Source organism: Halioglobus sp. D3-4 (assembly GCF_055809315.1).
In genome coordinates this window covers 1,811,814-1,824,121 of sequence record NZ_CM147907.1, presented here as the reverse complement: position 1 = coordinate 1,824,121, position 12,308 = coordinate 1,811,814, and the positions used below count along the sequence as shown (strand labels likewise).

Here is a 12,308-nt window from a genome sequence, read left to right as displayed (position 1 = left end):
CGAGCAGGCCATTCACACAGGAGTATATATGCAGGATTTGAACGGTAAGGTTGCTGTTGTTACGGGCGCGGGCTCAGGCATAGGGGAGGGCATTGTGCGCGCGGCTGCGGAGGCCGGTATGAAAGTCGTGGTTGCAGATATCGACCTGGCTAAGGCGCAGGCGGGTGCTGCAGACATCGGTGAGAATGCGCTGGCCCATCAGGTGGATGTCTCCAGTCTGGCCTCGGTGGAGGGTCTGCGCGATGCAACACTGGAGCACTTTGGCGCTGTTCACCTGCTGTGCAATAACGCTGGTGTATGGATTGGCGCAATGATGCACGACGCGGATATCAAGGATTGGCAATATCTAATAAACGTCAACCTGTACGGTGTGATTCACGGCGTCAAAACATTTTTGCCGTTGCTGGTGGCGCAGGGTGAAGGGCATATCGTGAATACGGCATCGATGGGTGGCCTGATATCCGGACCTCCAGAGGGCTTGTACACGACAACAAAATTTGCCGTTGTCGGCCTATCAGAGGCGCTGTTGATGGAAGTCGCCGGTCAGGGGGTCGGGGTCTCTGTGTTGTGCCCGGGCCTTGTGAAGACCAACCTGATTACGCAGTCATCTGCGGTACGTCCCGATGAACTTAATTCCGGCATTGATCACAAGCAGGTTGCGCCCGATGTCGACAGTGGTATCTCACCGTTGTCAGTGGGTGAGCAAGTGCTGGATGCAGTGCGTGAAGACGGTTTCTATATTATTACGCACGACGACTACCGCGACATTATCGCGATGCGCCACGATGGCATACTCGCAGCGCTCGATGCTCACGTGGAGCGCTACGGATCAACATCCGGAAAAGTCGCCTGACCCCAGACCTGGCCGGGCCTAGCGCGAACTGATGCCGAGTGCGTCCTTAGCGAACGCAAGCGACGCCGCAGAGTCGACACGTGAACTGTACGCTTCAAGGAACAGTTTACCGACAACGCGGCCCTTGCGGTCAATGACAATCATTCCAGGATGTGGAATGCCGTACTGAAAATCTTCCGGTGTGTATTGCTCGTTCAGAATGCCCAGCGTCTTGAAGCTCAGTGCATCGGTATCCGACAGCAGGGGTATAGTGATGTCGTACTTGTCGATAAATGCCTGTTGCAGGGCGCGGTCGTCGTAGGTAATTGCCACCATACCGATACCGGCCGCTTCAAACTGGTCCTGATATTCCTGCAGCTGGATCAGCTGGCGCATGCAATAAGGGCACCAATCCACCGAGCGACTGGCGATAAAAACCGTACCCTTGGGGCCCGCGAATTCGTCGATGAGCGTTACAACGCGCCCATCGTAGGTAGCTTGTAGGCCGGGGAACTGCGAACCCACCGCCGGGCCCGGGTCGAAATTGTCATTGTCTGCCGCAACAAACATGTCCTGTGTGAAGCGCGCAAAGGCCAGTTCCTTTAGTGGCTCGCGAAACAGGTAACCCAGTAAAAAAAGCAATATGAGCAGGGGAAGGACAACCCTCAGTATGGATTTCATGATTTCTCGCCCGTGTTTTCAGCAGGATGTAGCGCATCAGTCTAGGCGAGTTTATCCCAATATTCACCGATACTGGCGTGCTATTTTTGGCATACTCTACCCTTCGTAAATTTTCTTTTATGTATATGGGTTTCGGGGCGTGTATTGATGGCTGAACAGTTACTGATGACAGTGTTATTTGTAGCGCTGCTCTATGGACTGATATTCACCAGGTGGGCGGCGGAATGGGTTTTTGTGAGCATTATGCTGGCAACCTATTTTACCGGTCTGGTGAGTACCGAGGACGTATTGGACAAAGCCTCCAACAGCGGAGTCATCACGCTGGTTTTGCTGCTGCTCGTATCCACTGGTATTGAAAAAGTGTCGTGGCTGACACAGATGTCGCACAAACTGATCGTGCCCAGTTATGGCGGAACCCTGCTGCGAATGGGCTCTGTTACGGCGATCTTCTCTTCTTTTGTAAACAATACCGCCGTGGTGGCCGCGCTGGCCCATACGGTTCGCAACAATAAGCTTCACCCCGCCTCCAAACTGTTGATACCACTTTCCTATGCAACTATTCTGGGCGGCACGATGACCCTGATAGGGACGTCAACCAACCTTGTGGTAAACAGTTTTCTCGAAGATGCTACAGGCACTGGGCTTGGCTTCTGGGAGTTTTTTCCGATAGGAGCCACTGCGACACTACTGGGCCTGGCAACCTTGTTCTTCAGTTCCAAACTGCTGCCCAGCAGCAGTGCGCCCACTATGGATATCGATGAGTATGTGATCGAGGCAAAAGTGGCAGAGGATTCGGCGCTGATCGGCAAGACAATTCTCGAGAACAAGCTGCGCGATCTCGAAGATTTGTTTCTGGTGGAAATTGTACGCGGTACTCACTTGATTTCGCCGGTATCACCACAGGAGCCTATCGAGGCCGGAGACAAGCTGATTTTCTCCGGTGACATCCGGCAGGTGCAGGCACTTGAATCTTTTGACGGTCTGCGCATATTTGCGGTGGAAGAGGGGCTGCTCAGTGCAAACATGATGGAAGTTATTGTCCTGCCCAACGCAGCCATTGAGGGCAAGACAGTCAAGGAAAGCGCATTCCGCTCTGTGTTTGATGCAGCCGTCGTCGGTATGCGACGAGGTGGTAAGCGCCTGTCAGGCAAGTTGGGAAATATCACCATCGCCGCCGGGGATAGCATGATCCTGGCTGTGGGGCCCGATTTCAATGAGCGCAAGAATCTGGACAAAAACTTTGTTATCACCAACGATGCCATTGGCAGGATTCAATTGACACCGTTCCAGAACTATTTTGTCACTGGTGCGTTGCTGCTGGTGGTGGCGCTGGCGTCACTTGAGATTGTGCCGCTTATCAAGGGCGCGGCATTCCTGTTGATCGGAATGTTGTTTCTCGGCGTAGTCACCGGCTCGGAATTGCGGCGGCGCTTTCCCTTCGAATTGTGGTTGATCATCGCATCGGCACTGACCATTTCACAGGCGCTGGCCAACTCCGGTCTCGTCACCGTTCTGACAGATGCATTGCAGAACCACCTCGAGGTATTGGGGCCGTTCGGCGCGATGATAGGCGTATTTTTCTTTACTTTGATACTCACTGAATTGATGACCAATAACGCGGCAGCGGCACTGTGTTTTCCGCTAGCGTTTGGTTTGGCGCAGAGCTACGGTGTAAGTTATATGCCGTTCGTAATGGCCGTTGCCTACGGTGCCAGCGCCAGCTTTATGACACCCTTTGGCTACACTACCAATCTGATGGTGCAGAACATGGGCGGCTATGAGTTCCGGGACTACTTCAGAACAGGCCTGCCCATATCGGTAGTGTTTTCGGCAGTAGTGATTTTCATGCTGCCCAGGTTTTTTCCTTTCTAGCATGAGTGACGCCTGTTAACGTTCCCGGCAGCTAAGCGGTGGCGCGAATCAGCAAGCCGGGCAACAGCGATTTCAGGTCATGCCAGTCGAAAACCCACCGTCAACTGGCAGCGTCTGTCCGGTTATCCAGGATGCGGCCGGTGAGCTGAGGAACAGTACGGCTGCGGCAATGTCCCGAGGTTCGCCGGTACGTTTCAGGCCCTGGCGTTTCAGCGTTTCGTCAACCATATCCGGCATCCCGTCCAGTACCGGTGCGGTGAGATTGGAGCGTGTGAGACCCGCAGCGACGGCGTTTGCACGTATGCCCAGCGGCCCCCAACTGATCCCCAGCGTTTTCATCAGTTGCACCAGCGCCGCTTTTGCAGCGCCATAGCCCGGAGTCCATTCAAAGCCGAAGTAGGAGGTCATTGACGCTATGCCTATCACGCTGGCGCCGCCGGGGAACTGGCTGGCCGCTAGCAGATCTTTGCACGCCGAGCTGAGGTGAAAGGCGCTCGCCACGTTTACCGCCAGCGATTGGTCGAACGCATCGGCCTCCCATTCGTTGCCCTGCATGCCACCGGCGTTATTCACCAGAATGTCCAGTTTGGACAGTGAGTCAGCCAGCGCGCAGAGTGCCGCGCGGTCATTCACATCCAGTTGACGGTATGACATGCCGCTGAGATCGGCATCGTACTCTGCTGCGGTGGCTTTGCGGCCGGTTACAATAACCTCTGCACCAGCATCGCGGTAGGCGTGCGCGCAGCCCAGGCCGATACCGCTGGTACCGCCGGTGATCAGGATCGTGGCGCCGGCGTAGTTGTAGGAAATACCCTGAAACATGTTTTCTTCTCCTGTATTACAGCTGTGGAAGGGAGTCGTTGACCAGGCCTGCGCTCCAGCCACCGTCGGCGATAAACTCTGCCCCGGTGCTGTACGTTGCCTCATCGGACGCCAGAAAGGCCGTTAATGCGGCGACTTCACGCGGCAAGCCGACACGTGGCAGGGCGTGGTTTTGATAAAACTGATCGGCGTCTTCAACAGACATGAAATCGGAGCCATGCATCGCCGTGTAGATGCCGCCCGGGTGGACACTGTTTACACGGATGTTGAACTTGCCCATTTCCATGGCGGCCGCTTTGGTCATCCCGCGCACTGCCCATTTGGTGGAGGAGTAGGCGACCAGCGAGTTTTTCGATTGCAGGCCATCTATCGATGACACATTAATAATAGAGCCCCCGCCGTTGGCTTTCAGGCTAGGAAAGACGGCCTGCATGCCCAGGAATACACCGAGCTGGTTGACGCTGACAATTTTCATAAAGTCTGCTTCAGTGGTGTCTACGATGGTCTTCTGGAAGATGATAGCGGCATTGTTCACGAGTACGGACAGTGAGCCAAGTGTCTGTGACAGAGTTACTGCCGCTTCCCAGTCCGCTTTACTTGAAACATCCAGGTGGGTATATAGTGCGCTTTCCCCCAATTCAGCCGCGAGCGCCTGGCCCGGCTCATCCAGTACATCTGCAATCAGGACTTTGGCGCCGTGCTCAATCAATAGCCGAACCGTTGCTTCCCCCATTCCGCGTGCGCCACCCGTTACTATTGCTACCTTGCCCGCTAAGCGTGCCATGTAATTCTCCTCGTTAATGTAGGTCTGAGATTGAACAGGAATTTTGCCCATAAAAAAAGGCGGGCACCATTGGTGCCCGCCTTTGTCTTACGACTTCAGGTGTTGCTTAGAAGCGGAATTTTGCACCCAGACGAGCGATGTCTTGTTCCAGTTCCAGTTTGCCTTGAACCAGGTTGATATCGTCAAAGTCGTTCTGGCCGTAGGACAGGTCCATGGCGAAAGACTCAGTGATAAACCAGTTGGCTTCAACGCCCCAGCTGTTGATCTCGTAGCCGTCTTGTGAAGTGTTTTCGTACGCAGCACCGAAACCGAGGTTGTTGGTGAGGTACCACATGCCGCCAATGTTGTAGCTTTCAATGTCGTCAGCGCCGCTAACAACGATTTTGCCGCCACCAGCGTTTACTTTCAGGCCACCGTTACCGAAGGCGAAGAAGTGCTCAACTTCAGCAGAGTAACCGTCAGTGCTGCTGCTGCCGCCGTTGTTGGCGTCCACGTCAATTGACTGGTAATCAACAACCAGAGTTGTGTTAGGCGTAACGTATTTACCGATACCAACATGGTAAGTATCGACAGTGCTGTCAAAATCAGCGTATTCGTAGCCAACTTCCATCAACCAGCCAGACAGCTTCCAGCCTGGGCCTTCAGCAACGTAGCGGCTTTCGAAGCCGTAAGTTTGGCCGTCTTCGTCGTCCAGGTTGGAGTCAAGTGAGCTCAGGTCAACTTGGCCGTCTGTCGCGAACACAGTGATGTTGGAAGCGTGATCCAGAAACGCAGCCTCGTTCAGAGGGCCTTTGCTGGTGTCAACAGTTTCCATGTACCAAGTGCCGTACAGTTGACCGATATTTTCGTCGATATCGTCAGACTGGTTGCCATTTGGGCCGTTTCTTACATCGGCATTGATTTCGCTGTAAGTATAGTCGCCACCCAGTTCCCACTGGTAGTCGGCTTGGGCGGTTACTGAAAGTGCCAGGCCAATGCCTGCTACTAATGCGGTCTTCTTGAACATTGTGTTCTCCTTTCGGGGTCTCATAAACTTACGGGCTTCCCCAGTCTTTATTGCGGGGATGGCGCTAATATTACGCATGCCACAGATAGCGACAAGGTAATAATTTGGCGCGGGCTAATGTGAACTATTTACTTGTTTTTGTAAAGCCGGATAGGTGTCGAATTTCGAGATTGGTCTCCGCGCTTTCCTATGTGCCCACAGGTTTGCAAAGGAATTTCCTAAGTTATTGTTTTAAAACAACTAAACAGGCATGAGTTTTGTCCTATTCCACGCCTCAGCGCAAAGTTGTGGTGCCCAGAGGCCTGCTTGTTAGTCGCGTTCGCTGCGCCCTTTTGCGAGCACCCCAGCGCGCCTTTTTTCAATCGCGCTTGCTGAAGCTTGTTTTGCCCACTGAATCGCGCGTTTCTCCTCCCAGTCCAGTGCCTCATTGAGGGGCATGGAGTAGCCGTCTTCGATCAATATCCGGTATTCGCTCAGTGCTGCGGGCACGCATCCGCAGATATCCTGTGCCATTTTGATGGCCCGAGGCAGGAGATCGGCATCCGTAACCACGTGATTGACCAATCCCCATTCATAGGCCTGTTGCGCGAAAATCGGCGCGCCAGTAAATGCCATCTCCCGGGCGCGGGCCAGCCCTATCAGGCGTGACAACTTTTGGCTGAGTCCCCAGCCGGGCAGCATGCCCACGCGGGCGTGGGTATCAGCGAAGCGTGCGCTCTCCGAGGCGATCAAAATGTCGCAGGCCAGTGCCATTTCGAAGCCTCCGGTGATGCAATGTCCATTGATGGCGCCGATAATGGGCCCATCAAAGGCCTCCATCGCTCTAGCCACGATATTGTCGGCTTCTTCAGAGCTGTTCTGTGCAGTGCTGGAGCCCAGTTCTTTTAGGTCAAAGCCGGCGCAAAATGCCTTGCCGTTGCCGGTCAATATGACCACCCGGATGTCCCGGTCGTCGGTGCACGCTGTGAGCGCAGCGACGAAATCCCCGCGTAGCTCTCGCGACAGTGCGTTCATCGCGTTCGGTCGATTCAGTGTCACGATGGCGTAGCCCTCGTGTTTCTCCAGTAGTACGGTGCTCATAGTGGTGTCATCCCAAAAGAGAAGGTGTGTTCAGCAGGCCCAGCGTTTTCGCGATGGCGGGGCCGCGCAGAACATTCCGCGGTTCCCAGTCCGCCAGTGGCTCGTGCTCGGCCAGCCAGGCGACAACCGCGGCGATGGCCGCCGGTGTGCAGGGTTTGAACCTGGCCATCACCGCGTCGTCAATTCCGGCCAGGCGCATCACTTCCGTCATGACCAGACCGGGCTCCAGATTATAGATGCGCAGATTGGTGTTGGGGTGTTCGGCGCGCAGGGAAGCAGCCATGCGCGATAGGGCTGCCTTGGAAGACGGGTAGGCAAAGCCCCAGCCGCCCTGGTCTGCGGCCGCTGGCGGATCTGTGAATGCGCTGTGCGATACCATGTTCAGCAGTGTGCCGCTGCCGCGTTCAAGCATGCCGGGTAAGAATGCTTTGACCAGCGCCAGCGGGGTGAATACATTCCCTTGATAAATCGCATGCAAATGCTCTTCGCTCACCTGAAGCACGGGTTCGATATTACCATTGCCCTGATATACCGCGTTGTTAAACAGCAGGTCGACGCGGCCAAAATGCGCCTGTGCGGCCTGCGCGGCATCTGCTATCGATTGTGGATCGAGGATGTCGGCGCGCAGGCACAGCGCTTCGCCGCCGAGTTTCTCCACTGCTGCGGCAGTCGCCTCAAGGCTGCCGGGCAGCGCAGCATTGCTGCCGACATGATCGTGATGTTCGCCCTCAGTCAGCGTGCGGGCGGTAATGACGACCTTGTACCCCGCAGCGGCCAGTGCGACGGCGCTCTCGGCACCGATGCCGCGACTTGCCCCTGTTATAAAGGCCACTTTGTCACTCATGGCGGATGTCTCCTGCGTGCAATAGTGTATTCAGGTTGCCCATGGTCTGTTCCAGGCGTGATTCACCCAGAATCCCGACGTACTGCTGCCATACGGTTTCTGTTGAGCGCGATAGTTCATCGATGAGCTTGCGACCCCCGGCGGTAAAGTCGATCAGCTTGGCACGCGAGTCAAACGGGTCTGCACGCCGCCCAAGCAGGCCCAGTGATTCCAGTTCGTGCACGATCTTCATCATCGACTGCGGGCGGATGCCCGCTGCATCTGCCAGATCTACAGCGCGGCTGGGGCCGTTGCGTCCGAGAAACAGAAAGACAGCGCGGTGGCGGGCACTGATGCCCTGAATGCCGCGGATAGCCAGATCCGTGTCGAGACGTGATTGAAAATCCCTGGCCACCAGCATCAAGGTCTGGCCCAGCTCCTGTTTCATTGGCGACTCGTCGGGCATTGCAATTGCCATTTAATAAGTTTACCTTATAATCAGTTTAGCTTTCTATATATTCAGGGGTCAAGCGATGTTCCAGGTATTTGCATCAACACCGGAAGATATGGGGCCGGGTCAGATCGGCGCGCACGCCGCTCGGGCGCAGGCGATGGGTTTTGACGGATTGCAGGTACCCGATGCGATACATGATGGCCTGTTACTGGCAGCAATGGCGTTGAATGCGACAACGACATTAAAAGTCGGCACGGCGGTATTGGTGGCGTTTCCGCGCAGTCCAATGACCACCGCGATAGCGGCATGGGATCTGCAGTCGATGTCAGGGGGGCGCTTCGAGGTCGGTCTGGGTACGCAGATAAAGCCGAATATAGAAAAGCGTTACAGCGCGCGCTGGGACTCACCCGTGCCGCAGTTGCGCGAATACGTGCAGTCAATGAAGGCCATTTTTCACAGCTTCCAGACCGGTGAGCGCCTCAATTTTGAGGGTGAACACTATACGCTGACGAAACTCCAGCCCTTCTTCAACCCTGGCCCCATAGAGCATCCGGATATACCCATCCTGTGTGGTGCGGTAGGACCGGCAATGACAAGAATGGTTGGGCGTGTTGCCGACGGGATGATCACTCATCCCACGAATACGCCGCCGCGCTATATACGCGAGGTTTGTCTGCCGCGTCTGCAGCAGGGGTTTGCCAATAGTCAGCGTAGTGCAGACGATTTCAAACTGGTGCTGGGGCCGTTGACAGCAACGGGTAAGGATGACGCAGAGGTGACAGCCGCCTGGGAAAAACAGCGCAACATGCTGGGCTTTCTCTATTCCACACCGGCGTACTGGCCCAGCCTTGAATTGTTTGGCTGGCAGGACAAGGGGCAGCAGCTGCTGGATATGACACGCTCGGGCGATTGGGCGGCAATGCCGGGCATCGTCACCGACGAGATGCTGGAGCAATTCGTACCGCGCGGAACGTATGACGAGATAGCTGCGGTGTTTCGCCAGCGCTATGCGGGCCTCGCCCGGCGTATTACGTTTCCGATGCCGGATGACCCTCGAGACGATGAACGTGTCGCAGCAGTTGTGCGTCAACTGCAGGCACCGGCGTAGTGCCGGGGGTGCGGGGTAATAAATTAGTCTGCGGGCGAGAATTGTCGCGCCACTGCGCTTATAGCGCGTCAAGCCGCCAGATTTCCCGCTACACTGCTGCGGGACAGGCCAATAGGTAAAGTGGGAGATAGCACATGACAGCACCAGAAGCAGTTCATCTCGGGCGTGACGATCTGCCCTATATTGATATCGGCGATGGCAGCAAGCTGCGCGTTCTGCAGGTGAAAGCGAAAGAGGGCCTGTGGATAGTGGAAAACATATTTCAGGCCGGTTACGAGGTGGAGACGCACAAGCACACCGGCCCTGTGTGGGGCTATACACGGTCCGGTGCCTGGAAATACAAGGAGTACGATTATGTGAACAGGGCCGGGTCCTTCCTGTACGAGCCCGCCGGCTCCATGCATACACTGCAGTGCATAGAAGATGACACCCAGGTGTGGTTCCAGATGTATGGCTCCAATATCAACCTCGATGCCGAGGGTAATATCACGTCGGTGGTGGACGGCGCTGGAACACTGGAGTTTTACCTGGCCGTGTGCGCCGAGATGGGACTGCCGCGTCCCAATGTGCTGGTTGATTGAGCCATGCAGATCGATGTCTACAACCCCGACAACTACACCGCTGGTATCCCGCACGAGCAATTTGCCTGGCTGCGCGCCAACGCGCCGGTCTACTGGCATGAACACCCCGCCGGCCACGGCTACTGGGTAGTCAGCAAGCACGCCGACGTACTGGCCGTGTCGCGCGATTTCAAAACCTATTCCGCTGAAGATGGCTTTGTGATGGTGGACGATCTGCCCCCGGACATTCTGGATATGGCGCGCAACCAGTTGCTGGGTATGGATCCGCCCAAGCACGGACCCCTGCGCCGAGCGGTTATCACCCGTTTTACCTCGCGCATGCTGGCCGCACTGGAGCCCCGCGTGCGCCAGATCGCGCGCGAAGTGATGGCGCAGGTCACCGCGCCGCAGGAAGTGAACTTTGTCGAGAGCCTGGCGGGTGACCTGCCCACCGCCGTGATCTGCTCCATGCTGGAAATACCGCGCGATATGTGGGGTAAGATTCGCCACTGGTCCGATCTGCAGACCTCCGGCTCAGACCCGGATCTGGGCGGCACGCTGGAAGAAACCCATCAGGCCAGCGTGGAGATGGGCACCTATGGTTTTCAGCTGGCCTGCGAACGCAAGGATAACGGTGGGGACGATCTTATTTCCCTGCTGATCAATCAGGAGGTGGACGGTCATCAGGTGTCTGAGATGGAGTTTGCCTCACTCTTTGTCCAGCTTACCGTCGCCGGAAATGAGACCACGCGCGGATTGATCAGCAGCGGTATGCACGAGTTGCTCAAGCGCCCCGATCTCTACCAGCAGTTAAAAGACGATCCGCAGCAGTTGCCAGCGGCGATCGAAGAAATGCTGCGCTGGACCACACCACTGCATTACTTTAGGCGCACAGCGACCTGCGATGCAGAAATTCGCGGTCAGGCGATCAAGGCGGGTGACCGCGTGGTGATGATGTACAGCTCGGCCAACTTTGACGAGGACGTGTTTGCCGACCCGATGATGTTTGATATCACGCGTAACCCGAATCCCCATATGGCATTCGGTCACGGTATCCATCTGTGTCTTGGGGCCAATCTCGCGCGGATGGAAGCGCGGGTGTTTTTTGAGGAATTTTTTGCGCATTTTACCGGCATAGAATCCGTTGGCGAACCTGTGTTTATCCGCTCCAACAGTATCCATGGCTTCAAGTCGATGCCGGTGTTGTTGACGCCCGCCTAGTGGTGTGACGCAGCACTCTTTTGGTGAGGGGTGGTTCTGGTTAGGGCGCCGCCGCGGTCGAGAACAAGCCTGATCGCTCGGAAGGTTGAGATACTCGCTCTTCGGGCATGTCTTCGACCGCGGCTACCATCGAACGGTGAGCGGCATCGCGCGAGTATAAGCTGTGGCAATGGAAGAGCCGGGTGGCGTCGGGATTGTCTCACAGTGAAGCCCCTTTGCTCTTAGGTTAGGGGAGAGGATACATTATGAACAACAAAATTGCGCTGGTCATGGGCGGCGGCGCCGGTACCGGGCGTGCCACTGCGTTGGCATTTGCGAGCGAAGGCGCGGCGGTGGTGATCGCCGACGTCAATGAGAAGAGCGGCCGCGAGGCATTGGCACTGGTTGAGGGGCGGGGCGGGCGAGGCCTGTTTGTCGCCGCTGATATGGCCAGCGCTACCGATGTGCAGAAGGTGCTTGAGCAGACAGAGGCGGCCTTTGGCGGCCTGCACATGGTCTCCAATAATGCCGCACTGGGCGCCCCTAACAAGGAGGTGACAGCGCTGACTGAGGAGGAGTGGGACCGTTGCATGGGCGTGACTCTGCGCGGTGTCTGGTTGTGCATGAAATACCAGCTGCCCCTGATAGAAGCCTCTGGCGGTGGTGCGATCGTCAATGTCGCCTCTGTATCGGGGTTGCGTGGCGAGGTGTTTCAGTCAGCCTATGCCGCGGCCAAGGGCGGTGTCATCAATCTGAGCAAGACGGTGGCCGTTGAATACGCCAAGCGCGGTATCAGGGTGAATACAGTCTGCCCGGGTGGCATTAACTCCGGCGGCATGGAGTTCTACCTCAAAAAGATGCCCGAGATGCGCGACAAGGTACTCAATGCTCATGCAATGGGGCGGCTGGCGGCACCGCAGGAGATTGCCGATGCCGTGGTCTACCTGTGTTCAGAGCGTGCATCGTTCATTACCGGTCACGACCTTGTTGTGGATGGAGGCGTGCTGGTGAGGTCGAATGTGTTAGAACTGTGAAAGGGTTCACAGTGAAATCACGCCGCTTTAACACCGGTATTAAAATGCGTTA

13 protein-coding genes are annotated in these 12,308 nt (G+C 56.1%); 6 read left to right on the top strand and 7 right to left on the bottom strand.

Annotated elements, in window-relative coordinates; genetic code table 11:
• Positions 1-28: 28 nt before the first annotated feature.
• Entirely contained in the window at positions 29-853 is an 825-nt protein-coding gene (locus AC0L6S_RS07940; RefSeq protein WP_473427893.1) for an SDR family NAD(P)-dependent oxidoreductase, read from the top strand.
• Between the two features lie 18 nt (positions 854-871).
• Here AC0L6S_RS07940 and AC0L6S_RS07935 read toward each other — a convergent pair whose 3' ends face one another.
• Positions 872-1,513: a peroxiredoxin family protein gene (locus AC0L6S_RS07935; RefSeq protein WP_473427892.1), complete on the bottom strand. Its 642-nt coding sequence runs from the start codon at positions 1,511-1,513 to the stop codon at positions 872-874.
• A gap of 147 nt (positions 1,514-1,660) precedes the next feature.
• On the opposite strand from AC0L6S_RS07935, the gene AC0L6S_RS07930 reads away from it, so the two are divergent.
• Positions 1,661-3,385 carry an SLC13 family permease gene (locus AC0L6S_RS07930; RefSeq protein WP_473427891.1) on the top strand — a complete coding sequence of 575 codons (1,725 nt, stop codon included), beginning with the start codon at positions 1,661-1,663 and terminating at the stop codon, positions 3,383-3,385.
• A 72-nt stretch (positions 3,386-3,457) separates the two neighbouring features.
• On the opposite strand, the gene AC0L6S_RS07925 is transcribed toward AC0L6S_RS07930, so the two are convergent.
• From AC0L6S_RS07925 to AC0L6S_RS07900, 6 genes are all read right to left on the bottom strand, one after another.
• Complete coding sequence (locus AC0L6S_RS07925) at positions 3,458-4,207, bottom strand: SDR family NAD(P)-dependent oxidoreductase (protein WP_473427890.1); 750 nt, start codon at positions 4,205-4,207, stop codon at positions 3,458-3,460.
• A gap of 16 nt (positions 4,208-4,223) precedes the next feature.
• Complete coding sequence (locus tag AC0L6S_RS07920) at positions 4,224-4,991, bottom strand: glucose 1-dehydrogenase (protein ID WP_473427889.1); 768 nt, start codon at positions 4,989-4,991, stop codon at positions 4,224-4,226.
• A 106-nt stretch (positions 4,992-5,097) separates the two neighbouring features.
• On the bottom strand, positions 5,098-5,997 hold the full coding sequence (locus tag AC0L6S_RS07915) for a hypothetical protein (RefSeq protein ID WP_473427888.1): 900 nt from the start codon (positions 5,995-5,997) through the stop codon (positions 5,098-5,100).
• A 309-nt stretch (positions 5,998-6,306) separates the two neighbouring features.
• Positions 6,307-7,077, bottom strand: coding sequence for an enoyl-CoA hydratase (locus AC0L6S_RS07910; protein WP_473427887.1), 771 nt, complete (start codon positions 7,075-7,077; stop codon positions 6,307-6,309).
• Between the two features lie 7 nt (positions 7,078-7,084).
• Positions 7,085-7,921 carry an SDR family oxidoreductase gene (locus tag AC0L6S_RS07905; protein ID WP_473427886.1) on the bottom strand — a complete coding sequence of 279 codons (837 nt, stop codon included), beginning with the start codon at positions 7,919-7,921 and terminating at the stop codon, positions 7,085-7,087.
• Positions 7,914-8,378 carry a MarR family winged helix-turn-helix transcriptional regulator gene (locus AC0L6S_RS07900; RefSeq protein WP_473427885.1) on the bottom strand — a complete coding sequence of 155 codons (465 nt, stop codon included), beginning with the start codon at positions 8,376-8,378 and terminating at the stop codon, positions 7,914-7,916. The genes AC0L6S_RS07905 and AC0L6S_RS07900 overlap by 8 nt, the downstream gene beginning before the upstream one ends.
• Positions 8,379-8,433: 55 nt before the next feature.
• Between AC0L6S_RS07900 and AC0L6S_RS07895 the strand changes: the two genes are divergently transcribed.
• The 4 genes from AC0L6S_RS07895 to AC0L6S_RS07880 all read left to right on the top strand — a co-directional run bounded on the left by AC0L6S_RS07895 (position 8,434) and on the right by AC0L6S_RS07880 (position 12,256).
• On the top strand, positions 8,434-9,462 hold the full coding sequence (locus tag AC0L6S_RS07895) for a TIGR03617 family F420-dependent LLM class oxidoreductase (RefSeq protein ID WP_473427884.1): 1,029 nt from the start codon (positions 8,434-8,436) through the stop codon (positions 9,460-9,462).
• A gap of 134 nt (positions 9,463-9,596) precedes the next feature.
• Positions 9,597-10,043, top strand: coding sequence for a 2,4'-dihydroxyacetophenone dioxygenase family protein (locus AC0L6S_RS07890; protein WP_473427883.1), 447 nt, complete (start codon positions 9,597-9,599; stop codon positions 10,041-10,043).
• 3 nt (positions 10,044-10,046) lie between these two features.
• On the top strand, positions 10,047-11,243 hold the full coding sequence (locus tag AC0L6S_RS07885) for a cytochrome P450 (protein WP_473427882.1): 1,197 nt from the start codon (positions 10,047-10,049) through the stop codon (positions 11,241-11,243).
• Between the two features lie 245 nt (positions 11,244-11,488).
• Positions 11,489-12,256, top strand: a complete 768-nt coding sequence (locus AC0L6S_RS07880) for a glucose 1-dehydrogenase (RefSeq protein WP_473427881.1) — start codon at positions 11,489-11,491, stop codon at positions 12,254-12,256.
• The last annotated feature ends 52 nt before the right edge of the window (positions 12,257-12,308 follow it).

Bases quoted from the DNA above. Each gene is read 5' to 3' on its own strand.
- AC0L6S_RS07890 (WP_473427883.1), top strand. From the start codon at position 9,597: ATGACAGCACCAGAAGCAGTTCATCTCGGGCGTGACGATCTGCCCTAT.
- AC0L6S_RS07935 (WP_473427892.1), bottom strand. From the start codon at position 1,513: ATGAAATCCATACTGAGGGTTGTCCTTCCCCTGCTCATATTGCTTTTT.
- AC0L6S_RS07915 (WP_473427888.1), bottom strand. From the start codon at position 5,997: ATGTTCAAGAAGACCGCATTAGTAGCAGGCATTGGCCTGGCACTTTCA.
- AC0L6S_RS07920 (WP_473427889.1), bottom strand. From the start codon at position 4,991: ATGGCACGCTTAGCGGGCAAGGTAGCAATAGTAACGGGTGGCGCACGC.
- AC0L6S_RS07930 (WP_473427891.1), top strand. From the start codon at position 1,661: ATGGCTGAACAGTTACTGATGACAGTGTTATTTGTAGCGCTGCTCTAT.
- AC0L6S_RS07885 (WP_473427882.1), top strand. From the start codon at position 10,047: ATGCAGATCGATGTCTACAACCCCGACAACTACACCGCTGGTATCCCG.
- AC0L6S_RS07910 (WP_473427887.1), bottom strand. From the start codon at position 7,077: ATGAGCACCGTACTACTGGAGAAACACGAGGGCTACGCCATCGTGACA.
- AC0L6S_RS07940 (WP_473427893.1), top strand. From the start codon at position 29: ATGCAGGATTTGAACGGTAAGGTTGCTGTTGTTACGGGCGCGGGCTCA.
- AC0L6S_RS07895 (WP_473427884.1), top strand. From the start codon at position 8,434: ATGTTCCAGGTATTTGCATCAACACCGGAAGATATGGGGCCGGGTCAG.
- AC0L6S_RS07925 (WP_473427890.1), bottom strand. From the start codon at position 4,207: ATGTTTCAGGGTATTTCCTACAACTACGCCGGCGCCACGATCCTGATC.
- AC0L6S_RS07905 (WP_473427886.1), bottom strand. From the start codon at position 7,921: ATGAGTGACAAAGTGGCCTTTATAACAGGGGCAAGTCGCGGCATCGGT.
- AC0L6S_RS07880 (WP_473427881.1), top strand. From the start codon at position 11,489: ATGAACAACAAAATTGCGCTGGTCATGGGCGGCGGCGCCGGTACCGGG.
- AC0L6S_RS07900 (WP_473427885.1), bottom strand. From the start codon at position 8,378: ATGGCAATTGCAATGCCCGACGAGTCGCCAATGAAACAGGAGCTGGGC.